Annotated in this window: 18 protein-coding genes; 6 read left to right on the top strand and 12 right to left on the bottom strand. The window is 33.9% G+C overall.

Annotated elements, in window-relative coordinates; translation table 11 throughout:
* The first annotated feature begins 52 nt into the window (after positions 1–52).
* The 4 genes from ACFQ0I_RS07330 to ACFQ0I_RS07315 all read left to right on the top strand — a co-directional run bounded on the left by ACFQ0I_RS07330 (position 53) and on the right by ACFQ0I_RS07315 (position 4,827).
* Positions 53–973, top strand: coding sequence for a DUF368 domain-containing protein (locus ACFQ0I_RS07330; protein WP_379940818.1), 921 nt, complete (start codon positions 53–55; stop codon positions 971–973).
* Positions 973–1,992 carry a DUF368 domain-containing protein gene (locus ACFQ0I_RS07325; protein ID WP_379940817.1) on the top strand — a complete coding sequence of 340 codons (1,020 nt, stop codon included), beginning with the start codon at positions 973–975 and terminating at the stop codon, positions 1,990–1,992. The genes ACFQ0I_RS07330 and ACFQ0I_RS07325 overlap by 1 nt, the downstream gene beginning before the upstream one ends.
* Entirely contained in the window at positions 1,985–2,734 is a 750-nt protein-coding gene (locus ACFQ0I_RS07320; RefSeq protein ID WP_379940815.1) for a shikimate dehydrogenase family protein, read from the top strand. Before ACFQ0I_RS07325 ends, ACFQ0I_RS07320 begins: the two co-directional genes overlap by 8 nt.
* Positions 2,735–2,829: 95 nt before the next feature.
* On the top strand, positions 2,830–4,827 hold the full coding sequence (locus ACFQ0I_RS07315; RefSeq protein WP_379940813.1) for a DUF349 domain-containing protein: 1,998 nt from the start codon (positions 2,830–2,832) through the stop codon (positions 4,825–4,827).
* 80 nt (positions 4,828–4,907) lie between these two features.
* Here the strand turns inward: ACFQ0I_RS07315 and ACFQ0I_RS07310 are convergent, their stop codons facing one another.
* From ACFQ0I_RS07310 to ACFQ0I_RS07275, 8 genes are all read right to left on the bottom strand, one after another.
* On the bottom strand, positions 4,908–7,337 hold the full coding sequence (locus tag ACFQ0I_RS07310) for a T9SS type B sorting domain-containing protein (protein ID WP_379940811.1): 2,430 nt from the start codon (positions 7,335–7,337) through the stop codon (positions 4,908–4,910).
* A 177-nt stretch (positions 7,338–7,514) separates the two neighbouring features.
* Positions 7,515–8,288: a nucleoside triphosphate pyrophosphohydrolase gene (mazG, locus tag ACFQ0I_RS07305; protein WP_379940810.1), complete on the bottom strand. Its 774-nt coding sequence runs from the start codon at positions 8,286–8,288 to the stop codon at positions 7,515–7,517.
* Between the two features lie 107 nt (positions 8,289–8,395).
* On the bottom strand, positions 8,396–10,666 hold the full coding sequence (locus ACFQ0I_RS07300; RefSeq protein ID WP_379940808.1) for an aconitate hydratase: 2,271 nt from the start codon (positions 10,664–10,666) through the stop codon (positions 8,396–8,398).
* Positions 10,667–10,838: 172 nt separating this feature from the next.
* Positions 10,839–13,616, bottom strand: a complete 2,778-nt coding sequence (locus ACFQ0I_RS07295; protein ID WP_379940806.1) for a bifunctional aconitate hydratase 2/2-methylisocitrate dehydratase — start codon at positions 13,614–13,616, stop codon at positions 10,839–10,841.
* A gap of 287 nt (positions 13,617–13,903) precedes the next feature.
* Entirely contained in the window at positions 13,904–14,857 is a 954-nt protein-coding gene (locus ACFQ0I_RS07290) for an AAA family ATPase (protein WP_379940804.1), read from the bottom strand.
* 3 nt (positions 14,858–14,860) lie between these two features.
* Positions 14,861–16,315, bottom strand: coding sequence for a peptidylprolyl isomerase (locus tag ACFQ0I_RS07285; protein ID WP_379940802.1), 1,455 nt, complete (start codon positions 16,313–16,315; stop codon positions 14,861–14,863).
* Positions 16,278–17,129, bottom strand: coding sequence for a peptidyl-prolyl cis-trans isomerase (locus ACFQ0I_RS07280; protein WP_379940800.1), 852 nt, complete (start codon positions 17,127–17,129; stop codon positions 16,278–16,280). The genes ACFQ0I_RS07285 and ACFQ0I_RS07280 overlap by 38 nt, the downstream gene beginning before the upstream one ends.
* Positions 17,130–19,085 carry a peptidylprolyl isomerase gene (locus ACFQ0I_RS07275; RefSeq protein WP_379940799.1) on the bottom strand — a complete coding sequence of 652 codons (1,956 nt, stop codon included), beginning with the start codon at positions 19,083–19,085 and terminating at the stop codon, positions 17,130–17,132.
* A 144-nt stretch (positions 19,086–19,229) separates the two neighbouring features.
* On the opposite strand from ACFQ0I_RS07275, the gene ACFQ0I_RS07270 reads away from it, so the two are divergent.
* Together ACFQ0I_RS07270 and ACFQ0I_RS07265 are read left to right on the top strand one after the other, a co-directional pair.
* On the top strand, positions 19,230–19,466 hold the full coding sequence (locus tag ACFQ0I_RS07270) for a hypothetical protein (RefSeq protein ID WP_379940798.1): 237 nt from the start codon (positions 19,230–19,232) through the stop codon (positions 19,464–19,466).
* Between the two features lie 160 nt (positions 19,467–19,626).
* Positions 19,627–20,604 (top strand): bile acid:sodium symporter family protein, encoded by a 978-nt coding sequence (locus tag ACFQ0I_RS07265; protein WP_379940796.1) that lies wholly within the window; start codon positions 19,627–19,629, stop codon positions 20,602–20,604.
* Positions 20,605–20,688: 84 nt separating this feature from the next.
* Here ACFQ0I_RS07265 and guaB read toward each other — a convergent pair whose 3' ends face one another.
* The 4 genes from guaB to ACFQ0I_RS07245 all read right to left on the bottom strand — a co-directional run bounded on the left by guaB (position 20,689) and on the right by ACFQ0I_RS07245 (position 26,180).
* Complete coding sequence (gene guaB, locus ACFQ0I_RS07260; protein ID WP_379940794.1) at positions 20,689–22,161, bottom strand: IMP dehydrogenase; 1,473 nt, start codon at positions 22,159–22,161, stop codon at positions 20,689–20,691.
* A 128-nt stretch (positions 22,162–22,289) separates the two neighbouring features.
* A complete protein-coding gene (locus ACFQ0I_RS07255) occupies positions 22,290–25,052 on the bottom strand; it encodes an outer membrane beta-barrel protein (protein WP_379940792.1) in 2,763 nt (920 codons plus the stop codon).
* A gap of 108 nt (positions 25,053–25,160) precedes the next feature.
* A complete protein-coding gene (locus ACFQ0I_RS07250; RefSeq protein ID WP_379940790.1) occupies positions 25,161–25,652 on the bottom strand; it encodes a hypothetical protein in 492 nt (163 codons plus the stop codon).
* A complete protein-coding gene (locus ACFQ0I_RS07245) occupies positions 25,653–26,180 on the bottom strand; it encodes an FMN-binding protein (RefSeq protein WP_379940788.1) in 528 nt (175 codons plus the stop codon).
* Positions 26,181–26,296: the final 116 nt, after the last annotated feature.

Here is a 26,296-nt window from a genome sequence, read left to right as displayed (position 1 = left end):
TCAAACGTCAAGTTAAAATCCATACCTTTGATTTTAGCTTAAAAATCAACTTATGCAAAGACGTTTCAAAGACTATTTAATTATTTCTTTTAAAGGACTTGCCATGGGCGCTGCAGATGCCGTACCAGGTGTTTCAGGAGGTACCATAGCATTTATTTCAGGTATTTACGAAGAGTTAGTGGCTACTATTAGTAACATAAATCTTTCCCTTTTTAAAACTTTATTTAACAAAGGATTCTTTGCATTCTGGAAGCAAGCCAACGCTAATTTTGTATTAGCACTCGTAAGTGGTATTGTTATCAGTTATGTTTCTTTTATGCAATTCGCAAAATATTTATTAGAAAATCACCCTGTATTAATTTGGTCTTTCTTTTTTGGCTTAATTATAGCCAGTATTTATTTTGTTGGCAAACAAATTCGCAGATGGAATATGGCGGTAATTACGGCCTTGATAATAGGCACTATAGTTGCCTATATAATTTCGTCACTTCCGGTTTTAGCAACAAACGACAACCCTAACTTTTTGTTTTTTGCAGGAGCAATTGCCATTTGCGCCATGATATTACCTGGTATTTCTGGATCCTTCATACTCATTATTTTAGGAGCATATAAAACTTTAGGGGATGCCATTCATGATTTTGATGTAAAAAAAATTGTGATATTTATATGCGGTGCTCTTATTGGGTTACTCAGTTTTAGTCATGTGTTAAAATGGTTATTTAAAAACTATCATAATATAACTTTGGCGCTGCTTACGGGCTTTATGTTTGGGTCGCTCGAAAAAGTTTGGCCATGGAAAACAACTTTATCATGGCACACAAATTCCAAAGGCATTAAATCACCTTTAATACAAGAAAGTATTTCTCCTTTTTCATTTAATGGCGATAATCAATTACTCTTCGCTATATTTTTAGCTGTTTTAGGATTTTTAACTATTTTTATTCTTGAGAAAGTAGGATCAAAAAAGCAGTGATGGAAAATACCAGAACACTTAAAGACAAAATTTTTCTGGTTCTAAAAGGACTCGGAATGGGTGCGGCTAATAAGGTGCCTGGTGTTTCTGGTGGTGTTGTGGCTTTTGTTGCTGGTTTTTACGAAGAGTTTATTTATTCATTACGAAAAGTAAATGGCAAAGCATTCAAATTGCTTTTAAACGGGCGGTTTAAGAGTTTTTACTATTACATTAACGGGCGCTTTTTGGGCTTGTTGTTTTTCGGAATGGTGGTAAGTTATTTTAGTGTTTCGAAAGTATTAGATTACTTTATTAAATATTACGAATTATACATTTGGAGTGTTTTCTTCGGAATGATTGTTGGCTCTATTTATTATATCAATAAAGATTTCAAAGAATGGAATTATAAAACGTACACATCATTAGCGCTGGGAATTATAGCTGGCTTAAGCATAAGTTTTTTAAATCCTGCAAAAGAAAATGACAATTTGTGGTTTGTATTTTTTTGTGGTATTATAAGTGTTTCAGGAATGACATTGCCAGGGTTTTCAGGTTCGTTTATTCTCATGTTGCTCGGTAATTATGTGCTACTTTTAGTTGATTCTGTAAATGCCCTTTCAGATACTTTTTATGAATTATTTACTGGCGATTTTAGCTTCATACAGAACCACCAACGTTTAAGAATGCTGCAAGTACTTGCCGTTTTCACTTTAGGGTCGCTTACTGGTTTAGTTACATTTTCACATATTTTAAGCTATATTTTAAAACATTATAAAAACATTACACTTTCTGCAATTATTGGATTTATTGTAGGGTCTTTAGGCGTTGTCTGGCCTTGGAAAAAAACGATTTATAAATTAACAGAAGAAGGTGCATATAGCTTCGATTCTACAGGAACCAAAGTAGTTTTAAATTACGAACGCTATATTCCCAGTTTAAATACAGAAACGTATTATGCCATCGCTTTTATAGTTTTGGGCATTGCCATAGTCTTGGCACTTGAATATTACGGACAAAAAACAAGCAAAATTAATGAATAAATTAGGGCTTTTAGGCAAAAACATATCTTATTCATTTTCAAGAGCATATTTTAAACAGAAATTTGAAAATGAAAACATCACCGATACTACGTATGAAAATTTCGATATAGACTCCATCGAATTATTTCCTTCAATTATAAAAAACACCAAAAATTTAAAGGGATTAAATGTTACCATTCCGTATAAAGAAGCGGTACTTCCCTTTCTCGATAAAATAAATAAAAAAGCAGCTGCCATTGGCGCTGTTAACACCATAAAAATTACAAAAAAAGGTAAATTGGTTGGCTATAATACAGATTGTTATGGCTTTAAAAAAACCTTAAAACCTTTTTTAAAAGCACATCATAAAAATGCTTTAATTTTAGGAACTGGTGGCGCGAGTAAAGCAATCGCTTATACATTTAAAGAACTCGGAATTAATTTCAAATATGTATCACGAAAGCAATCAGAGCATGTTAGCTTTACTTATGAATCGCTAACAGAAGACATCATAAAAGAGCATCAAATTATTGTAAACAGTACGCCTTTAGGCACCTTTCCAAATATTGAAGATTGCCCCGCTATCCCCTATTCTGCCATAACGAGCAATCATATTTTATTCGATTTAATTTATAATCCAGAAGAAACCAAGTTTTTAAGATTAGGAAAACAACAACAGGCCATAACAATTAATGGTCTAAACATGTTAAAATTACAAGCCGAAAAAGCGTGGTCTATTTGGAATTTAAAACAAAATCGTTAATAATTAGCGAAAACCCATAACCTTACTTTGTTAATAATAGACTTGTTAGTATCTTTAAAGTCTAAAGTAATAACACGAACCTTAACATTTTTAAAATGTCTGATATAAATAACCTGCCAAAAGCAGAGGGAGAAGAAGAAGTTAATAAGAAAGAAACCATTTCTAATAACGTCTCGGAGGAACAAAAATTAGTAGAAAGCAATGAAACGCAACCGGCTGAAGAATCACCTGAAGTTGCGCTAGAAGCTGCGACCAATATTGAAGAAAGTGATGCTCCTAAGAATTCAGATATTAACAAAGACGATGAAGTTCTAAATGAAATTGAAGATTCTAATGCTGAAGATGCAGAAGATGAAGGCAATAAAGACAGACATCGTATTGAAGTAAAAGCATACGATACCATGTCTCTTGAGGCATTGGCTATAGAGTTAGAAAAGCTTGTGAAAAATGAAAAAGTGCAAGCAATAAAATCGCATGTAGACAGCATTAACAGCGAATTTAAAGAAAAATTTCAGGCTCTTTTAGACGAAAAAAAAGAAGAGTTTTTAAACGATGGAGGCAACGAAATAGATTTCTATTATGCGTCTCCTGTACAAAAGCGCTATAAAGAAGCATACCACGAATACCGGAAAAAGCTTAACGAGCACTACCAAAACCTAGAGCAAAATTTAAAACAAAATTTAGCCGATAAACTCGAAATAATTGAAGAGTTAAAAGGATTAATTAATGTTGAAGAAAACATTAATACCACTTACAAACACTTTAAAGAGTTACAGGAACGCTGGAGAAATACAGGTCCTATACCAAGAGATAAATACAATAATGCTTGGAACAGCTACCATCATCATGTAGAAATGTTTTACGACTTTTTGCATTTAAACCGCGACTTACGCGATTTAGATTTTAAGCATAATTTAGAGAAGAAATTATTAATTATTGAGCGTGCTGAAGAATTAGCGCAAGACGATAATGTTATGCGTGCTTTTAGGGAGTTACAAGAACTTCATAAAATGTGGAAAGAAGAACTAGGTCCCGTTGACAAAGAACACAGAGATGACATCTGGGAAAAGTTTAAAGCTGCCACCAAAATAATTAATGATAAGCGTCAATTATACTATCAAGAAATTGATAAAGTTTACGAAAAAAACCTCGAAACGAAACTCGAAATAATTGCTAGTATTGAGGCTGTAAATGCACAAGAGGTTAAAACCCACAGCGCTTGGCAAAAGAAAATTAAGGAAGTTGAAGCATTACGCGAATTATTTTTCAATACAGGAAAAGTTCCGATTAAGGTAAACGAAAGTACTTGGTCTAAATTTAAAGAAACGGTTAGGATTTTTAATCGCAAAAAAAATGCCTTTTATAAAGAACTTAAAAAAGACCAATATACCAATCTTCAGAAAAAATTAGATTTAATTAAAATTGCTGAAGACAATAAAGACAACGACGATTTTGAAGTAACAACAAGTCTGATGAAAAAAATTCAGAGTGATTGGAAGAAAATCGGACATGTACCAAGAAGAGATAGCGACAAAATCTGGAAAAGATTTAAAGCAGCTTGTAATCATTATTTTGACAAATTACACGCCACAAGAAATGCTGCAAACAAAGAAACTTTAGAAGCCTTTAATAAAAAAGCCGCTTTATTAGAAACACTAAAAGATTTTAAACCTTCAGAAGATAAAGCAAAAGATATTGAAAGTATTAAAGAATATATTAATAACTGGAAAGATTTAGGAAGAGTACCAAATGATAAACGTTATATAGAAGGTAAGTTTAATAAAGCAATCGACGAAATTCTTACGAGCTTAAAAATGAGTAAGAATGAAATTGAAATGATAAAATTTGAAAATAAACTTGATTCTATTGTTTCTGACGATCATAAAGATTTAGATAATGAGCGTTATTTTATCAGAAAAAAGATTGATGAAGTTAAAAGTCAAATCAATCAATTAGAAAACAATTTACAGTTTTTTACGAATGTAGAAGATGATAATCCAGTTGTAAAAGAAGTTAAAAATAATATTAAAGCCCATAAAGAAAATTTAAAATTATGGAAAAGTAAACTTAGTAAAATTAAGGAACTTTATTAAGTCTAATGATATTCCAATAAAAAACAGCTTAAGTAATTCTTAAGCTGTTTTTTTATGCCTTTGAATATGAGTACTAAATATTATCGCACCAAACTAAAATGACCTTTATAGGTTCTTATGTTGCCAGTAGCTTCAACCAGTTCTGCTAAAAACCAATAATCGGAATCCGCAAGAGGCTCACTATTAAAGGTGCCATCCCAAACACCATTTTTCGCATTAATTTGTTTTATTAATTTTCCGTAACGATCAAATATATTAACAACAGAGGCGTTTGTAAATTCGCTTCCTAAGCCCATTACATGCCAAGTATCATTTTTTCCATCATTATTAGGGGTAAAAAATTTAGGAAATCCTAGGATGAATACATCTATTTGCGCGATACCGCATAGATTCTTATCCCTTATATAAACAGTGTGCATGCCCGCAGCTACTCCACTAAAAACTGCTTCGTTTTGATAAGGACCATCTATTCTATCTAGCGCAAATTCATAATCGCCAATACCAAGATTATTATTGCTGTTATTTATAGAAATTCCATTATTATCTGATAGTTCAATTATGGTAATATCATCTAAATCAATAGAAGCCATGGCCGATTCTTTAACCGTATAAGAAATAGGAAACGATTCACAACCAGAAGCCGAAGTTGCTGTAACGGTGTACGAATTGCCCGAAGCAACTGAGGCTATAGGTAAATTACTGATAACTTGTCCGCTATCATCCTTCCACTCATAGGTAAAATTCCCAGAAGCATTAATAGCTTCTAAAGTAATTGGTATATTATCGGAACAATATACCTCTGTTTGTTCCACTTCGAATTCAGGTCTTGGATGTACGGTTAGCAATAAATGAGGCCCAATACCATAACAATCTCCATTATCATCACTTTCAACCCGTACATATAGTGTTTCTGAAAAAGCAACTCCATTTGTATACGTGGTTTGGTTTAAAATTTCATTTTGTTCTAATTGAGCATCACTTAAATTTTTATAATAATGCACACTTAAATTCTGACCAGAAGATAATTGCGAAATAAACATTGAAGACGCTTGACTTAAATCGAATTCGGTTAATCCGTCAATCACATTGTCATCATCACAGCTATCTAATTCTTGAAAAAATCCTATAGGAAAAGATGTGGTTGACACTTGTAAGTTTACGGTACAAACCATAAAACAAGCATTCACATTTTCAACCCGAGCATAAACTGTATTTCCGTTGCTGTTATTATACAAGGACGCATTAAGGGCGTTCACTCCAAGATTGGCATCACTTAGCGACATATAATAGGTTATCGTTAATCCTGAAGATGCATTATTGGTTATAATATCGTTAGCTTCATTTAAATTAAAATTTGCAATACCATCTGGCACACTATCATCATCGCAATTCTTGAAAGTTATATTAGATTGTATAATAGGAACTTGATAAATGGTCGCCACAATGGGTGTTCTAGTTCCATCTGTACATCCGTTTTCTGAAGCTAAGGCATAATATGTGGTGGTTAAAGTTAATATGGGCGTGGTATACGTTAAACCAGTTCCAATTAAATTGCCGCCCGTTAAAGCATCGAACCAATATACTGTAGCCGTTGGTACTGAAACATCTGCGGCTAAATTTAAACTACCAACACCACATCTCGAATTTGGATACGTGTTTGCAATAGTTGGAACATAAATAGTTGTACTGGCTGCGATATTTAAGGGATTATCTCCAGGCATGCCGCCATACTCAACAATATACCCTTTAGGTTGAAAATTACCATCTGCCTCTCCAGTATTTCTTAGGTCGTTCCAAGAACCAGGTATACCAACACCCGGTGCAGTAATATGCGCATAATCTTCATCACCTGTCTGATTAGGTTCACCATTATTCCAAAATGAGAAATTAGGTGAATAGCCATTCGCCAAACCATACCAAAAAATAGTACCAGACTCAGGTCCTGTTACCCATTTCCAAGTTCCTTCGGTTTCGGCATCACTACCACCAATCCATCCAGCACCAGCCGCTTGTTCTCCACATAATTGTGCTTCTTCAGCGGAAGTTAAGGTAGCTAAATAGCCTTGTAAACCATAGTAGATTCTCAATTCTGCTGCGGTTTTTGCGTTAGTCCAGGTAATTCCTACAGCTGGAACATATTCATAATAATGACCTGTTGACGGCAAAAAATTAGCATCTCCAATAGTAATAGAAAAACTCTTATCTGACGGATTATTGCTTGTACTTTGAAAAACAATGTCTTTTACAGCGGCAATTATATCGATATAACTCACTGGAGCAGAAGCTACCCCTTCTAAAGTTAGCTTTCCTTCTAATGAATTCCATATTGGCGGTGCGATGTTTGGATGGTTACCTATAAGCGATAAGGTATCTTCTCCTAAAACATAACCCGCAGAAATTTGCACGTACAATGCCAGAATAGAAGTATCGTCTGGATCTACAATATCAAAATCGGTTACTATTTTAATTTGACTTTTGGCACAATAGGCTTGATTGCCTGTTGCAGTCAAAACTGGAGCTACATTTTGCGTCCAAGAAAAATTTGAAAAAAGGAAAAAAAACACAATATTATATATTGTGCAAACTTTTAAATTATCCATTAAAATTAACAATAATCAATTTCAATAAATATAATGCAATTTTAAATGTTTGTAAAATATTCATGATATAATACTTCTTAAAGTGTATTAAAGACCTTTCGCCTCTTCCCAAAAAACATCCATTTCTGCTAAAGTCATTTCTTTTAAGGGTTTATTAATTGATTTTGCTTTTTCCTCTAAATATTGAAATCGTTTCGAGAACTTTTTATTAGTGCGTTCCAAGGCATTTTCGGGATTAATATTTAAAAATCGTGCGTAATTAACCATTGAAAACAATACATCGCCAAACTCGCTTTCTATAGCATCTTGATTACCTAATTCTACTTCCGTTTTAAATTCTGCGAGCTCTTCTTCAACTTTTTCCCAAACCTGATTTGGAGCTTCCCAATCAAAACCTACACCTGCTACTTTCTCTTGTATCCGATTCGCTTTCACCAGAGCTGGCAAACTTTTTGGCACACCTTCTAAAACACTTTTATTACCTTCTTTAAGCTTTAAATTTTCCCAATTTCGTTTTACATCTTCTTCATTTTCAACTTTCACATCGCCGTAAATATGTGGGTGTCTACTAATTAATTTATCACAAATACTATTACATACATCAGCAATATCAAAATCATTGGTTTCACTTCCTATTCTGGAATAAAACACAATATGAAGCAATACATCTCCTAATTCCTTTTTAATTTCCTGCAAATCATTATCTAAAATAGCATCACCAAGCTCGTAAGTTTCTTCAATGGTTAAATGTCGAAGCGATTCCATAGTTTGCTTTTTATCCCACGGACAGCCTTCTCGCAATTCGTCCATAATGGTTAATAATCTATCAAAGGCTTTAAGTTGATTTGCTCTAGAATTCATATTAAGTGTTTTGGTAAAAATACAATTATAAATATTTAATTCTAAACTGATACCAACAAAAAAATCCAACCGATAAGCTGGATTTTTGATATAAATTTCATCTAGGATTAAGATGCGTTTTGTTTTTTAATTAAGTTTAACGCTGACCCCGCATTATACCATTCAATTTGGGATTGATTATACGTATGATTTAATTTGATTAGATCTTTACTACCATCGGCATGCACTGCTTCAAGTGTTAATTGTTTAGCGGGTGCAAAATCTTTTAAATCTATAAAGTTAAACGTATCGTCTTCTTGAATTAAATCGTAATCGGCTTCATTTGCAAAAGTTAAACCTAACATACCTTGTTTTTTAAGGTTGGTTTCATGAATACGCGCAAACGATTTTACAATAACAGCAGCAACACCCAAAAACCGTGGTTGCATAGCAGCGTGTTCACGTGAAGATCCTTCACCATAATTATGATCACCAACAACTACAGACCAAATTTTATTTTTCTTATACGCTCTTTGTACGTCTGGCACACCGCCGTATTCACCTGTTAATTGATTTTTAACAAAATTTGTTTTCTGGTTAAAGGCATTTACTGCGCCAATTAAAGTATTGTTTGCAATATTATCTAAATGCCCTCTAAAACGTAACCACGGACCAGCCATAGAAATGTGGTCTGTTGTACATTTTCCGAAAGCTTTAATTAATAATTTTGCGCCAGTAATTGTTTTACCGATCGGTTCAAAAGGTTCTAATAATTGCAATCTTTCAGAAGTTGGCGATACTTTCACTTGTACATGACTTCCGTCTGCTTCTGGTGCTAAATAGCCATTATCTTTAACGGCAAACCCTTTTGGTGGCAATTCCCATCCTGTTGGTTCGTCGAACATAACTTCTTCCCCTTTTTCATTGATAAGTTTATCAGTCATTGGATTGAAATCTAAACGACCCGCAATGGCAATGGCTGCTGTAATTTCTGGTGAAGCCACAAACGCATGCGTATTGGGATTTCCATCTGCACGTTTAGCAAAGTTTCTATTGAATGAATGCACGATACTATTTTTAGGCGCATTTTTAGGATCGCTGTAGCGCGCCCATTGCCCGATACATGGTCCGCAAGCATTGGTAAATATTTTAGCATCCAGTTTTTCAAACACCTGAAGAATTCCATCTCTTTCGGCTGTATATCTAACTTGTTCAGAACCAGGATTAATACCTAACTCTGCTTTCATTTTAAGTCCTTTATCTAAAGCTTGTTGGGCAATAGAAGATGCACGTGATAAATCTTCGTAAGATGAATTGGTACATGAACCTATTAATCCCCATTCTACTACCAAAGGCCATTCGTTAGCAGTCGCCTTTTCTTTCATTGCCTTTCCAACTGTGGTAGATAAATCTGGAGTAAATGGTCCATTTAATAAGGGACCTAATTCAGATAAGTTAATTTCAATAACCTGGTCGAAATATTTTTCTGGTGATGCATAAACCTCAGGATCTGCTGTTAAATAGTTTTTTACTTTGTTGGCAGCATCGGCAACATCAGCTCTATCTGTAGAACGTAAATAACGTTCCATAGATTCATCGTAACCAAAAGTTGAAGTTGTTGCACCAATTTCGGCACCCATGTTACAAATGGTACCTTTACCTGTACAAGACATTGCTGTTGCGCCTGGTCCGAAATATTCAACAATAGCACCTGTTCCACCTTTTACAGTTAGAATTTCGGCGACTTTTAAAATCACATCTTTTGGTGCTGTCCAACCCGATAGTTTACCAGTTAATTTAACACCAATTAATTTTGGGAATTTTAACTCCCAAGCCATACCTGCCATAACATCTACCGCATCGGCTCCTCCAACTCCAATAGCAACCATTCCTAAACCACCTGCGTTTACCGTGTGAGAATCAGTACCTATCATCATACCTCCAGGGAATGCATAATTCTCTAAAACCACTTGATGAATAATACCTGCGCCTGGTTTCCAGAAGCCAATACCATATTTATTAGAAACAGATTCTAAGAAATTAAATACTTCGCTACTCACACTATTTGCATGTTTTAAATCGACTGCTGCGCCTTCTTTGGCTTGGATTAAGTGATCGCAATGTACCGTTGTAGGTACAGCAACTTTGCTTTTCCCTGCTTGCATAAACTGCAATAACGCCATTTGAGCTGTCGCATCTTGACACGCAATTCTATCAGGTGCAAAATCTACATAATCTTTACCTCTCTCAAAAGCTTCGGTAGGATTTCCATCCCAAAGATGATTGTATAATATTTTTTCAGAAAGCGTTAGTGGTTTACCAACAATTTCTCGGGCAGCATCTACGCGTTCTTGCATTCTAGCGTAAACCCCTTTTATCATATCAATGTCAAATGCCATAAATTTTAATTTTTTTGTTTAAATCCTTAAAAGAGTACACAATATACAAAAATAGTGAGCGATGTAAAACATAAAACAATTTGATTTGTAAAATGCAATCCTAAAACAGGGTATAAAAAAAGTCCGAAATAAAAAATTCGGACTTCTATCTATATATTATTCTATTGCTTAACTACAAAACTAATTGTTTTTGAGATGGTGCAAAACGTGTTAAAACAATACCATCAACAGCAGCTTCATACTCTTCCATGGTTGGAGTTCTACCTAAAATGGTTGATAAAACAACTACTGGTGTTGAAGATAACAACGATTCTCCTTTTTTCTCTCCAGAGTCTTTAACAACCCTTCCTTGAAATAAACGTGTTGAAGTTGCCATTACCGTATCGCCTGGTTCTGCTTTTTCTTGGTTACCCATGCACAGGTTACAACCTGGACGCTCTAAATACAACATATTTTCATATTTAGTACGCGCTAATCCTTTTGGTGCATTGTCGTCGAACTCAAATCCTGAATATTTTTGCAACACTTCCCAATCGCCTTCAACTTTTAACTCGTCAACAATATTATATGTTGGAGGTGCCACTACCAAAGGTGCCTTAAATTCAACCTTACCATGTTGTGCTTCTATGTTTTTTAACATTTGAGCCAATATTTTCATATCGCCTTTGTGAACCATACAAGATCCAACAAATCCTAAATCTACTTTTTTAGTACCTCCATAGTAAGATAATGGACGGATGGTATCGTGTGTATAGCGTTTAGAAACATCCTCGTTATTTACATCTGGATCGGCAATCATTGGTTCTGAAATCTCATCCAAATCAACAACTACTTCTGCATAATATTTAGCATTTGCATCAGGTTTTAAAGCAGGTTTTATTCCTGTATTTATTTCTTGTATTCTTTTGTTGGCTTTATCTATTAATCCTTGAAGCACCTGCTTCTGATTATCCATACCTTTATCAATCATGATTTGAATACGATCTTTAGCAATTTCTAAAGATTCTACCAAAGTTTCGTCTTCTGAAATACAAATAGAAGCTTTAGCTTTCATTTCTGCAGTCCAATCTGTAAATGTAAAAGCTTGATCTGAAGTTAAAGTGCCAATATGTACTTCAATAACGCGTCCTTGGAATACATTTTCACCACCAAATTGTTTTAACATTTGTTGTTGCGTTGCATGAACCACATCACGGAAATCCATGTAACTTTTCATTTGTCCTTTAAAAGTAACTTTAACAGACTGAGGAATTGGCATTGCTGCCTCGCCAGTAGCTAATGCTAAGGCAACTGTTCCTGAATCTGCTCCAAACGCCACTCCTTTTGACATACGAGTATGCGAATCGCCTCCAATAATTATGGCCCAATCATCAATTGTAATATCGTTTAATACTTTATGAATTACATCGGTCATGGCATGATAAACTCCTTTAGGATCGCGTGCTGTGATTAATCCAAAGTCGTTCATAAACTTCATAAGCTTAGGAATATTTGCTTTAGACTTACTATCCCAAACTGAAGCTGTATGACACCCCGATTGGTAAGCACCATCTACAATAGGAGATATCGTTGTTGCCGCCATGGCTTCTAATTCTTGAGAAGTCATTAACCCTGTTGTGTCTTGAGATCCAACAATATTTACTTCTACACGTACGTCTGAACCTGCGTGTAATGTTTTACCAGGTGTTATACCTACCGCGTTTTTATTGAATATTTTTTCTACAGCTGTTAACCCTTGTCCTTCGATAGTTATTTCTTTTGAAGGCGCATAGACCAAAGGTGCTTCGATACCTAAAACTTTAGCAGCAAAAGTTTGTAATTTTTTACCAAAAACTACTGCATAAGATCCACCAGCTTTAATAAACTCCATCTTTTGAGGTGTTAAAGAAGCCGATATATCTATTAATTCTAAATCTCCACTGTATAATTTTTTTGTTTTTGTATTGATGGTTAAAACAGTGCCCGTTTCAACGGAATAAACTTGCTCTAAAACAGGTTCTCCGTTGGCATCAAGAACTGCATTTCCTTCGGCATCTTTTTTCTTAACCCAGTTTTTAAGATCGATTCCGATTCCTCCAGTTACACCAACTGTTGTTAAGAAAATAGGAGAAATTCCATTTGTTCCTGCAATAATTGGAGCTATATTAATAAACGGAACATATGGACTGCCTTGAACACCTGTCCATAACGCCACATTATTCACACCAGACATTCTTGAAGAACCAACACCCATAGTACCTTTTTCGGCAATAAGCATCACACGTTTATCTGGATGTTGTGCTTTTAAATCAGAAAGTTGCTTTTGCATTTCCTTATTATGCTCAAAAATACATTGACCATGTAGTTCTCTATCGGAACGAGAATGTGCATCGGCTCCTGGCGATAGCAAATCGGTAGAAATATCACCTTCTCCCGCAATAAATGTTACTATTTTTATTTCTTCGTCAATGTCTGGAAGTTTTGTAAAGAACTCGGCTTGGGCATAGCTTTCAATTATGTCTTTTGCTAAAGCATTTCCTGCTTTGTAAGCGTCTTCCAATCGCTTTGTATCGGCATCATATAAAAAGACTTGTGTTTTTAAAACTTTCGCAGCTTCAGATGCAATTTTGGTATCACTTCCTAAAACCAAATCGAGCAGAACTTCTATTGAAGGTCCGCCTTTCATATGTGATAATTGTTCTAATGCAAAAGCCGGTGTTATTTCGGCAACAACTGATTCACCTAAAATAATTTCTTTTAGAAATTTCGCCTTTACACTCGCAGCACTGGTTGTTCCGGGTAAAGTATTGTAAATAAAAAAGTTTAAAGAATCTTTTCTATGTGGATTCTCTGTATCCTTAATTTGTGCTATGATTGCACTTGTTAATTCAGCTCCATCAATCGGCTTAGGATGTAAGCCTTGAGCCTTTCTTTCTTCAATCTCTTTGATGTAATCGTTGTAAATGTTCATATTAGAAAGTCTTTTCTTTTTTAGCTTGCTTTAAACATAACATCTGTAAATTCAGTAAAGCGAATACAGACTTTAAAATTCATAACAAAAGCCCTTAATATAGTTGTTCGTTTATTTTAAAAGTGACGCAAAATACTAAATTAATATTTAGTTCTATAAAGAAACCACCTTATAGAATTGGAGATTTTATTAATTTATTATTGTGACATTATAAATTAATAAGATTATATATTTTTCAAAAAATTGGGATAATTAATGACGATTTATTAACCAAAATCACTTAAGAATTAAAATAAACTCTTAATAATATGTGTTTCGGAAATGCCTTCTGCTTCTGCCTTGTAATTTTTAATAATTCTATGACGTAAAATACTATAAGCAACGGCTTGTACATTTTCTATATCTGGTGAAAATTTGCCATTTATTGCGGCATGCGTTTTGGCTGCTAAAATTAAATTTTGTGATGCTCTTGGGCCAGCGCCCCAATCAAGATAATTTTTGACTAAAGGATTTGCTGTATCACTATTGGGTCTTGTTTTACCAACCATGGCAACGGCATACTCTATAACATTATCGGCCACCGGAATACGGCGTATAAGATGCTGATAATCTGTTATTTCTTGTGCTGTAAAAAGCGGATTTACTTTCGCAGGAGTGTCAGAAGTTGTTGCCTTAACCACTTCTACTTCTTCTTTAAACGAAGGGTAATCCAGATTAATCGCAAACATAAAACGGTCTAATTGCGCTTCTGGCAACGGATAGGTTCCTTCTTGTTCTATTGGGTTTTGAGTTGCCAAAACAAAATAAGGCAATTCTAATTTATAATGATGTCCCGCTACAGTTACGGCACGTTCTTGCATTGCTTCTAAAAGGGCCGCTTGTGTTTTGGGAGGGGTTCTATTAATTTCGTCTGCCAGAATAATATTAGCAAAAATAGGGCCTTTTATAAATTTAAAATGTCTGTCTTCGTCTAAAATTTCACTTCCTAGGATATCACTTGGCATTAAATCGGGGGTGAATTGAATGCGTTTAAAATCTAATCCTAAAGCTTGTGCAATAGTGTTTACCATTAAGGTTTTTGCTAACCCAGGCACTCCAATTAGTAGCGAATGTCCTCCAGAAAAAACTGAAATTAATATTTGATTAACAACTTCATCCTGACCAACAATAACTTTGGCTATTTCGGATTTTAAATCTTTATATCGCTTAACAAATTGTTCTAAGGCAGCTACATCCGACATATATTATTTTTTTAACCAGTTACTAGAAAATTCACAATTTCTATAATCACCGCTAATTTTTATATAGGTATCTTTTATTTTTTCATCTTGCCATTTTGCAATCGCATTTATCTTTTTTTCATCTAAAGCCAACTTCTTAATTTTTAAGTAATCGCGTGCGTAATCAGCCTCGTGTTGGTCAATTCTATCGGTAACCATTAAAATTTTAAAAGTTGTTTTTCCGGTTCTATCTTCTTCCTTTAGCACCAGACTGACTTCATTATCCTTTAAGTTTTGAATTTGAGCATACAACTCTGGATCCATTCTGGTTAATTCAAAATTATAATCTTGTGTTGTTGGGTTTATTAACTGGCCGCCATCGTATTTTGTTTCTTTTTCATCACTAGCTTCTTTAGCAGCATCAGCAAATGAAATTTCTCCATCTACAATACGTTTTCTTACTTTTTCAAGACGTTCTTTAGCTTCATTTACAGCTTCAACCGAAACCTTAGGCGATAATAAAATATGTGCTACATCGTATTCTTGACCTCTTATTTTTTCGCACTGAATAATGTGATACCCAAAATCTGTTTCGAATGGTTCTGATATTTCACCTTCCTGAAGTGAAAACGCCACCTCGCGAAACTCCTTTACCATTCGAGGCTGCTTTCTATTTAATGTATATTTCCCTCCTTTACTCGCCGATCCTGGATCTTCTGAGTACAAGACTGCTTTAGAACGAAAACTAGCACCATTTTCAATGATATCTGCTTTAAATTCTTTTAATCTATTGATTACTCTTTGTTTTTCTTCGTCTGCAATTTTTGGCTCTGCAACTATTTGTGCTACTTTTAGCTCTGTTCCAAAAGTAGGGCGTTCGTCTTTAGGGATTTTATCAAAAAAGGTACGTACTTCTTCAGGAGTAATTTCAATTTCATCTACAATTTTAGCTTGCATTTTTGCTGCTAATTGATTGGATTTATTTATTTCGAACATTTCATCTCTAAAATCTTTTTCGCTGTCTTTTTTATAAAACGCTAAAAGTTTTTCCATAGAACCATTGGTTTGCTGTAAAAACTGTTCGATTTGATAATCTACATTTTTTCTGATTTCGGCATCAGATACTTGAATACTATCTTGAATTGCCTGATGTGCATACAATTTATCTTCAAGTAATTTTCCAAATAACTCACACGCTTTTATATCGGTTGTATTCACACCTTGTGCTTGAAGTTGCAAAAACGCTTTATCGACATCTGACTCTAAAATAATATAGTCTCCCACCACGGCAGCCACACCATCTACCTTTTTAGCAATTTTAGTTTTAGTGGAGTCTTTTTTTACTGTTGGCTGATTTACAACCGCGTCGTTAATAATTTCTTGTGCAGATACGGTCTGTACGCTCAAAAATCCAATTAACAGAAGTACTATATGTTTCAAATTATTTATAAATTTCGAATTGTTTATTTTTAATGGCATCTTTTGTAATATCTTTTTCTAATTCTCTAATAAGTTCTAGCTTTCTTTTGTTAATAACGATTTGGTCTATAGTTGGCCTTACATACTCTAGTGGCGCCGTATCATTTCGCAACAAAACATCATTAATCTGCATCAAATATACTCCTAATGAATCTTTGAGCTGTACAAAATTAGATTTTTTTAACAGTTGATCTTTATTTTCTAAAGTAATAGCAGAAATTTTGTTTACTACCTGACTTGCTTTTATCCAAATTGTATCGTTTAAAGAATACGATTTAAACTGAATAGAAATGGCTTCTAAATCTTTTTTATCCTTTTTATTAAAACGTCTAAACTTTTGTTCAATCGTATTATAGTTAAGAATATTAGGATCTACATGAATGTATCTGAATTTTAATAACTCCTCATTTAATCGAAATACATCTTTATTTAAATTGTAGTATTCAATAGCTTCTTCTTTGGTAACATCTGTGTTCATGTTCTTTTTCACCAAAGCTTCTATGTACGCTTTGGTATATAAATCGTTCTTATACTGTTTTACCAATTTATTAAACTCTTCTTGCTCTGATTCGCTTAAATTAACCAAGGCGCCATCAACAAACAATTGTTGTGTTGCCCATCGATTGATAAAATTCTGTACCACCAGTGTACTATCTTCTTTCGAAATACCTTCTGCTACTAAATCTTTTATATCGTCGTAATATAAATAGGAATCGTTTACACGCGCAACAGGCACCCTGTCGTCTGTCTTCTTAAAAAAAGTACATGACGTGCTTATAATTAACAGCAGTAATAATATGATAGTATTTCGCACCTATTGTTTTTTTATTTGAGACTTGACATGTTTTAAAGCCTTCTGATTTATTTCGATTTTATATTTTTTGGCCAATTCCTGAAGCCAATTTTGCTCTTTAAAAACCTGGTAATCGCTAATTACAGCACCTTTTGCTTCCTCTAATGTTTTTTGCGTTTCGGGTAGTACTTCATTTACTTGTACCATCACAAAACCATCATTATGATTATAAATTTTTGAAATGCCTTTTTTAAATTCAAATGATTTAGGCAAAGCCTGATGCGTTTCATCCATTATTTCTGAAGTAAAAATAACATCTATTTTATCATTACTGTTAATAAGTGCTTTTATTTGCTCTAGCGCCATGCCACCTTCTAACAATTTAGCCACTTTTTTAAGTGTTTTTTCTTCTTTAGATGAAGCAACTAGCGCGTCAACCCGATTCGGATTTACATACTTCGATTTGTTCGCATTATAATAATTTGCTATTTCTAACGAATCTGATTTGGCCGCATTCCAAATCGTGGTTTCCATTAAATCGAACAATAACAATCCGTCTCGATATTCTGCAACAACATCTGCAAACTCAGTATTTTCTTCTTCTAAATGATTTTCTTGGTATTCTACTAATTTACTATTTAAAAACGATTCATAGTGTTTAGAAACCAGAACATCGAATGCTGTTTTATTCGCAGCTCCGTTTTGTGCATCGACTAAATAATCTCCAAAATCTTTATAAGTTAATTGTTTTTTACCAATTTTAACCAACGGCTTATCTGCCACAAAATCATTAGGAAGCTGCCATGATTTCTTATAATAATCATCATTTAAAATACTTGCAAAATACCCTAATGCTGGTTGTTTTTTTGGTATGTTATACTTCGATTTTAACTTGTTATAAAGTGCCTGGTCTATAAGTTTAGAACGTTCGTCGCGCTTAATCTTTTGCTCTAACTCCGGTTTCATATCTTGCAGAGACTCGATAGGTTTTTTACCATACAATTTTATAATATGCCAACCGTATTGTGTTTTTACAGGCTCTGAAACATCACCTATATTTTGTAATGCAAAGGCAACATCTTCAAACTCTTTCGCATTTAATTGTCCGCTAGAAAATGGATTTAGAAGTCCACCTCTTGGTGCCGAATTTCCATCGTCTGAGAACTGTTTTGCCAACGCTTCAAAATCTTCGCCTTGCTTTATTTTTTTATAGATGTCTTGAATTTTGTCTTCCGGTTTTCCGCTAATGGAATCTCCAGGTTTTGGTACAATCATGATATGAGCCACGGTCCTTTCACCTCTAGAAGCGCGTTTATCTTGAACAAACACAATGTGATACCCAAATTGCGTTCTAAACGGTTGTGAAATTTCACCAACCTTGGTGTTAAACGCCGCAGTCTCGAAGGGATATACCATTCTAAAACCTGTAAAATAGCCTAGATCTTCGCCAAAAATGGTCTGACCGTTGTGTACTTCTTTTCTAACGGTTTCAAAACCTTCCTTCAAAGCTCTATCACGTAACTTTACTATGTTATTATAAGCTACTAACGTATCTTCTGCACTTGCATTTTCTGCAATTTTTATTAGAATATGAGAAGCTTTCACATCGTTAGAAACTCTATTATAGGCTTCTTCAACCAATGCGTCGGTTACTTTGCTGTCTGTAATAAAATTTTTAGCAAGTTGTTTTTTGTAGGTATCTAATTCTCTTAAATACGATGGTTTCTCTTGCAACCCTAAAGATTTTGCCTCTTTCAACTTTAATTTATAGTTGGTAAAAAGCGCTAAATATTCATCAACATCTTTCTGAGTTTCGTCTTGAACCAAATCTAAATTTTTGTTGTAGACTTTTAAAAATTCAGATACGTAAATCGGTTCACCATCCACTTTAAAAAGCACTTCTTTTTTAGAAGATTGTCCATTAACATGAGTAATAGAAATTGCGAGGAAAATTAAAAATAAATACTTCAGATTCATTTAAAAAAAATTACATTAAAAAGCAAAAATACTAATATAAACCTAGAATACAAGTTGTTTAACAAACGTTTAAAAACTTGGAATCGTATAGGGCTTTTAAATATAAATATTTACCTTTCGCTCCTTAAATTATTTAGTGTAATAATGCGAAAATTAAAACTGATTTGGGATTTCCGCGGGCCAGACGCCAGTAAAATTGCCGAGCATCACGAGATTCATTTAAAGGAATATATTGAACTCGAAAAATTAAATATAACAATTACGGGATTTGAAGTGTTAACCAACGCTCATGCCATTGCGTATTTAGTGGTTGACGAGGATGCGATGATACCCGTTCGCGATGCTTTAAAACCGCATCGCGGACAAGTTTACACCGAATAAAAAATTTATTAATGATTGTAAAAATTATGAATGTTTTTACACCATTATAATACAAGTTAATACTGCTGAATATCTCAACTAAATAACTAATTTTGCAATCGTTAAAATTTTTAGCACCCTAACCAATCTCTTTGCTAAAATCCAAATTAAAAAACCCAGCATGAAACCAAAAATTGACGGATTTATACTTGCTATTATAGCTGTTGTAATTTTTGCATATGTTTTTCCGTATTGGGGAAGCAAAAATAGTCCGATACCATTAAGCCTTATTGGAAGTATTGGCGTATCGTTAATTTTCTTCTTTTACGGATTAAAATTAAGTCCTGACAAAATTAAATCTGGTTTAAAAAACTGGAAATTGCACTTATTAGTGCAAGCGTCAAGTTTTATTTTATTTCCTATAATTATCATCGCGATTTACCCTTTTATAGATTCTGAAAGTAGTTTTACAATCTGGCTAGGTTTTATGTTTTTGGCAGCATTACCTTCTACGGTATCCTCATCGGTAGTGATGGTATCTATGGCTAAAGGAAACATTCCTGCTGCTATTTTTAACGCCAGTATTTCGGGGCTTATTGGCATTGTAATTACCCCACTTTGGATGAGCTTGTTTTTATCTCAAACTACAACCGATTTTGATTTAGGCATTATTTACTTGAAACTAATAACAGAAATTTTATTGCCCGTTATTTTTGGAATTAGCCTGCAACGCTTTTTAGGCTATTATGTTAGAAAACATCTTAGATACCTCACGCTTTTTGATAAATCTATAATTCTATTAATTATTTATAAAAGCTTTTCGGAATCGTTTGAAGAAAACGTTTTTAGTGCTGTAAACTTTAGAGATTTATTGATGATTTTATTGGCTGTAATCGTGTTGTTTACCGTTGTTTATTTTATTATTAAACAAATAGCCATCCGATTAGGTTTTAGTTTAGAAGACCGCATAACGGCTAAATTTTGTGGCACGAAAAAATCGTTAGTACATGGTACTGTTTTTTCTAAAATACTCTTTAAAAATTCGGCATCTGTTGGTATCATTTTGTTGCCGCTTATGCTGTTTCACTTTATTCAAATATTTATAATTAGCATTTTAGCATCTAAACTAGAAAAACAAGTGTCACTCAGCGAAAGTTAACTTTCATTCGATTTAAAACTAAATAAAAAAAAGACTTTAATAATTACATTAAAGTCTTTTTTATGCTTTATAAATTCTTAAATTCTATCTTGAATAATTAGGAGATTCGTTAGTAATAGTGACATCATGCGGATGACTTTCATTAATACCACTGGCTGTAATTTTTACAAACTGTCCTGTATTTTGTAAAGTCGCTATATCTTTAGCACCGCAATAGCCCATTCCGGCACGTAATCCACCAATAAACTGATGAATACTTTCAAATAAATCACCTTTATAAGGTACGCGACCTACAATACCTTCGGGTACTAATTTTTTAATATCGTCTTCTACATCTTGAAAATAACGGTCTTTACTGCCTTCTTTCATAGCTTCCACAGAACCCATTCCGCGGTACGATTTAAATTTCCTTCCTTCGTAAATAATCGTTTCCCCTGGAGATTCTTTGGTTCCTGCTAACAACGATCCGAGCATTACAGTATCTGCACCCGCCGCAATGGCTTTTGGAATATCGCCAGTGTAACGAATTCCGCCATCGGCAATCACAGGAACACCGCTACCTTTTATGGCCGCTGCTACTTCTAAAACTGCTGAAAATTGAGGAAATCCAACACCAGCAACAACACGCGTGGTACAAATTGACCCCGGACCAATACCTACTTTTACAGCATCGGCACCCGCTTCAACTAAATATTTTGCTGCAGCACCTGTTGCGATGTTACCAACAATAACTTCTAACGTTGGAAATTTCGCCTTTATTTCTTTTAAAACATTAACCACACCTTTAGTATGACCATGTGCCGTATCTATTACCACAGCATCAACACCGGCATTCACCAATGCTTCTGCTCTAACAACTGCATCACCGGTAACACCAATAGCTGCAGCCACACGCAAACGACCATAGGCATCTTTATTTGCCATTGGTTTTTGACTTAATTTGGTAATATCTCTAAAGGTAATTAACCCTGAAAGTTTATAATTGTCATCAACAATAAGTAGTTTTTCAATTTTATGCTGTTGAAGAATAATTTCGGCATCTTTTAACGATGTTCCAACGGCGGCGGTTACCAAATTTTCACTTGTCATCACCTCAACAATCGGTCTTTTTTTATCGTGTTCGAAGCGTAAATCACGATTGGTAACAATTCCCTTTAAAGTTCCATCTTCGGCTACAATAGGAATTCCACCAATACCGTATTCTGCCATACATTGTTTAGCATCTAGAACAACAGCAGTTAAAGGCAACGTAACAGGATCTATAATCATACCGCTTTCGGCACGTTTAACCTTTCTTACTTTTACAGCCTGCGCCTCAATAGTCATGTTTTTATGCAACACACCTATACCGCCTTCTTGCGCCATGGCAATTGCCATTTTACTTTCGGTAACCGTATCCATAGCGGCCGAAACAATAGGCACATTGATAGTAATATTACGTGTGAATTTGGATTGAATGTTGACTTCGCGTGGAAGTACTTCTGAATATGCTGGAACAAGTAGAACGTCGTCGTAAGCTAAACCTTCTCCTACTATTTTATTGGAATGTGAGATCATTGTGCAATTACTTTATAATTGCGTGCAAATATACAATTTTTTTTGTTTGAACAGTAAATATCTGGTTTAATAAAGTATGTAACTAGAAACCACTCCATTCAGGTTTGGTTTTAACACTTCTCATTACCTCATCTACCTCTTGAACCTCCTCCAAAACCACCGCCACGTCGTGAATCACGTCCGCCACCAATATTCATTTTTTGTCCAGCAAAACTGCCAAATTTATAAGTGAAATTTAGCATGAAATACTGTTCTAGAATATTGCTTTCAATGTCTTCAATGGAGGTTTCTGTCACCACTCTTCTATAACCGTTATTTTTCCCAAGCACATCGTAACCTACTAAGGTTAAGGTAGCTTTATTATCCCATAGTTCAATGCCTAATCCTGCATTCCAGAAAACCGCATCGCCATCAAAATCATCACCAACCCGACTATTATAACGATAAGAAACTTTATTAGATAAGAACACATTTTTGATAAAGAAAACAGACGATTCGAAATCTAAATTTTGAACAAAGTAATTGTTATCGTTAAACGCATCGGTATCGTATACACTCGTTGTTTTTGAGTAACTGTATGTAGTACTTAAATCTAACTTACTATCATAAGAATACTTGAAGGAAAAGGTCGGCTTTATATTGGTTGTTTTCGCTGTAAATTTTATAGCGTTTTGAATAGATAAGGAATTTTTATACGAACCATTGAACCTTGCATTTAAATTAATATTCGTTTTTTTACTGTAGTATGATTTTGAAATGGCTGCGTTACCTGAATATGAATAATCTCCATTAATGTTTGCGTAGGTTGTATTTTTAATTAAATCTTCATTGGTAATTGTGGAGCTTATTATTTTATCCTGAACAAATTGAGCTCTCACATTCCCGGTGATATTTATATTATTGAAAGCTAAATTATTTTGATATTCAAACCTTATGTCGTGATTAATTTCAGGTTCTAAAAAAGGATTCCCAATACGGATATGGGTAATATTACTAACATCTTCAACGGGCTGTAATTGATTTACAGAAGGCAAATCTACACTTTGGTTATAGTTTAGATTTATGTTTTTATAACCATTTTTATCGCGGTAGCGTATTCTTGCAGAATAGGTAGCGTACTCAAAATCTGTTTTAAAATCTCGTGCAACTATTAATTTATCGCTATAGTTTCTATAGGTGTTTGTGTATCCTCCTTCGATTTCAAAACGGAAATCGCGGTACTCGTATCGCAACCTTAAAGCGGGCCTAATGGTCGTTGTAGAATATTTACTATCTGAACTTAAAACATCATTAAAGTCATCATAATCACCGGTAGTATCGTCAAAATCATAGATTAAATTTTCATTATTCTGAGAATTTATACTGGCGGTATATCTGGGCATGATTCTAAAATTCGTGAATAGCTCCTTACTCCAAAAAGCACTCAACCTAATATTGCTACTGTAGTTATTTAAATTGTTTATTTGATTTTGAATCACTGTGTTATTCAGCCTATCAATAAAATTTTCAGAATATTTTTTACTATCTGAATTCCCCTTAGTAAAATCTGTATTTAATCGAATATTTAAATAATCTCGGCGTCCTGTAATGGATGTAACACTAAACTCATTGTTAATATCGTAACTCTCGGATACCGATTCGTTTTTAGAGTAATAATCACTTACTAAATCGCCATTAGTATATTCAGATCTTTTGTTGGTAATAGCTCCTGATTCTGAATTCTCTACATTTACGTCAATCTCATTAGATATTTGAACCCTATTCTTAGATTGTTTATTTTTTGATTTTATAATAAATTTTAAATCACCGCCTGCTTTGTGGCTATCAGAATCGCTAAAACTTCTACTCTCAGAATCCGTAATGTAATTTAAATCTGGCAAAAAATTCTCTGCAATACTTTTTTGTTCTCTATCGGTACTTTGGGCACTATATCTGTAATTTCCATTAACGCGTGTTTCGTTCCATTTACCTTTTGTAAAATTAGCACCTATAAAATCAGATTCTATGTAGCCATTACTGGTATCGGTATCGGGCAAAGCATTAAAACCTCTAAACATGTTTATATTATTGGTACCAGAAATAAGCCCATACTGTTTCCCATCTACCAACTGAAAAACATTGGCATTGGCTTGGTATTTTTCATCGGTTCCGTAACCGACTTTAATATCGCCAAAAGTGGCTCTATTTTTTCCTTTTTTAATAGTTAAATTTATTTCTTTAGTACCGGAATCAGATTCTTCGCCTGTAAACTTTTGCATATTGGTTTTATAATCTGTTACCTGAACTTTACTGATAACATTACTCGGAAGATTTTTTAATGCGATGTCGCCCTTTTTTTCACCAAAAAATTGCATACCATCTACATTAATGGCCTCGACTTCTATCCCATTCATGGTAATATTTCCGTCAACATCTATTTCAATACCGGGTAACTTTTTAAGTAAATCTTCAGCTTTATCGTTAGGTAATGTTTTAAAACTATCGGCATTATATTCAATCGTATCTCTTTTAATTAAAATAGGAGGCGCTTTTCCTATAATTGAAACCACATTGAGCTGTTCTATTTGGTCTTCTAAGGTAACATCGCCCATATTTAATTGCTTACCGTTTGGCACCGTAATATCTCTTCGATAAGGTTTGTAGCCTAAATACGCAATATTAAAAATGGCTTTGGAGTCGGTTTCGGTATTTACCTGTAATGAAAACTCACCGCTGTTATTTGTAATACCATAAGACAGCGGAATGCTATCTTTTATACTTTGGATATACACCGTAGCACCTTCTAAAAGATTATTAGACTGATCTTTAACAACACCTTCTAATGTGAATTTCTGCGCAAATAAGGTGGTTGAAAAAAATAAAATAACTGGTAATAATAGAAGTTTTTTCACTGCAAATGGTTGTTAGGTCTGTTGTATGACTCTTTAACCAAATAAAGGTTTAATGATAATCTGTGAAAAAACGTAATAAAAAATACTACAAAGTAAGAAGCTGTTAACCTATTTGTTATTTTGAAGCAGTTGTTTAAGAACAATAAAGGCTGAAAGTGTAAAAGTAAGTGTCATTAAAATTCCGGAAATCATAACAATATATTTCATCCATAGGTGACCACACCAAAGTAAATAGAGACCTCCAAATGTAAGTAGCACTGATAAAAAAGGCTCTATCATTAAAAACAGTTTAAGTTTTTTATTAAGCTTGGTGATAGCTACTAAAATGCCCAGTAAGAAGAAAATGATAGACATTGAAAGAATGTGATTATGCACCAAGGTAAGCATTTCCTGATCGCTTTTTTTAAAGTGCATTACTTCGGCATCCTCATCATTTTCATTACCTAAATATTGCTCCTCTATACCGTTTGGATTTGCAGAGGATGTCTCTCCAACAAACAATAAACCTGTGTAAAAACCAATACTTAAAACGATAACAAATGCTCCGATTAATACTTTTAATTCGTTAGGAAGGGTTAATATTAATCCGTTTAGTTTCATTTACAGAACTTTTTTTGAGTGAAGTATTTTTAATGATTGTAATAAGTTGTTCATGGCATTAGTCATAGAACGTACCGAAATTGTCGCACCCGAAATGGCCATAATATTATCGCCATAATGTAACTCGTCGCCACTCTTTTTTCCTTCAAATTGTCTTAACCAACGTTTACTTCCAATTTCGCCACCATATTCTTCTCTGTACATTAAGACTTTGGTTTTTAAAACAATTAAATCTTTATCTAAAAGTACTAAATAATCGAATTGTGCGGTTTTGCTTGGCGCTTCAGAAAGATACACATATCCCAATAGTTTTTTATCTTTTTCTATTTTGAACAGATTATCTTCTTCAAATTTAGACGGTAAACTTTTTTTAATATCGGACGCAATAGTAACACTTGTAATATTAAATGTTTCTATATTAAAACTATCTTTAATTTCTTTATCTACCTTTTTTTGAATACCACTAGGTATCCCAAAAGATTGCATTAAAAAAGTAATTACTACGAAAGTTACAAGTTTAAATTCCATGCGTAAAAATATTAATTTATTTCTTCTATTAAACAAATAATATACCAAATAGCTAATGCACATTGTTTTATGCATTAGCTATTTGGTAGTTTTGCGTTAGGGATTGCAGCGGCATC

It is taken from the genome of Mariniflexile aquimaris (assembly GCF_042676825.1).
In the GTDB taxonomy this organism is placed as follows: Bacteria; Bacteroidota; Bacteroidia; order Flavobacteriales; family Flavobacteriaceae; genus Mariniflexile; species Mariniflexile aquimaris.
This window is presented reverse-complemented; position numbering and strand designations above follow the sequence as displayed.

Coding starts and splice junctions, on each gene's coding strand:
- ACFQ0I_RS07330 (WP_379940818.1), top strand. CDS start 53: ATGCAAAGACGTTTCAAAGACTATTTAATTATTTCTTTTAAAGGACTT.
- ACFQ0I_RS07325 (WP_379940817.1), top strand. CDS start 973: ATGGAAAATACCAGAACACTTAAAGACAAAATTTTTCTGGTTCTAAAA.
- ACFQ0I_RS07320 (WP_379940815.1), top strand. CDS start 1,985: ATGAATAAATTAGGGCTTTTAGGCAAAAACATATCTTATTCATTTTCA.
- ACFQ0I_RS07315 (WP_379940813.1), top strand. CDS start 2,830: ATGTCTGATATAAATAACCTGCCAAAAGCAGAGGGAGAAGAAGAAGTT.
- mazG (WP_379940810.1), bottom strand. CDS start 8,288: ATGAATTCTAGAGCAAATCAACTTAAAGCCTTTGATAGATTATTAACC.
- ACFQ0I_RS07300 (WP_379940808.1), bottom strand. CDS start 10,666: ATGGCATTTGACATTGATATGATAAAAGGGGTTTACGCTAGAATGCAA.
- ACFQ0I_RS07295 (WP_379940806.1), bottom strand. CDS start 13,616: ATGAACATTTACAACGATTACATCAAAGAGATTGAAGAAAGAAAGGCT.
- ACFQ0I_RS07290 (WP_379940804.1), bottom strand. CDS start 14,857: ATGTCGGATGTAGCTGCCTTAGAACAATTTGTTAAGCGATATAAAGAT.
- ACFQ0I_RS07285 (WP_379940802.1), bottom strand. CDS start 16,315: ATGCCATTAAAAATAAACAATTCGAAATTTATAAATAATTTGAAACAT.
- ACFQ0I_RS07275 (WP_379940799.1), bottom strand. CDS start 19,085: ATGAATCTGAAGTATTTATTTTTAATTTTCCTCGCAATTTCTATTACT.
- ACFQ0I_RS07270 (WP_379940798.1), top strand. CDS start 19,230: ATGCGAAAATTAAAACTGATTTGGGATTTCCGCGGGCCAGACGCCAGT.
- ACFQ0I_RS07265 (WP_379940796.1), top strand. CDS start 19,627: ATGAAACCAAAAATTGACGGATTTATACTTGCTATTATAGCTGTTGTA.
- guaB (WP_379940794.1), bottom strand. CDS start 22,161: ATGATCTCACATTCCAATAAAATAGTAGGAGAAGGTTTAGCTTACGAC.
- ACFQ0I_RS07250 (WP_379940790.1), bottom strand. CDS start 25,652: ATGAAACTAAACGGATTAATATTAACCCTTCCTAACGAATTAAAAGTA.
- ACFQ0I_RS07245 (WP_379940788.1), bottom strand. CDS start 26,180: ATGGAATTTAAACTTGTAACTTTCGTAGTAATTACTTTTTTAATGCAA.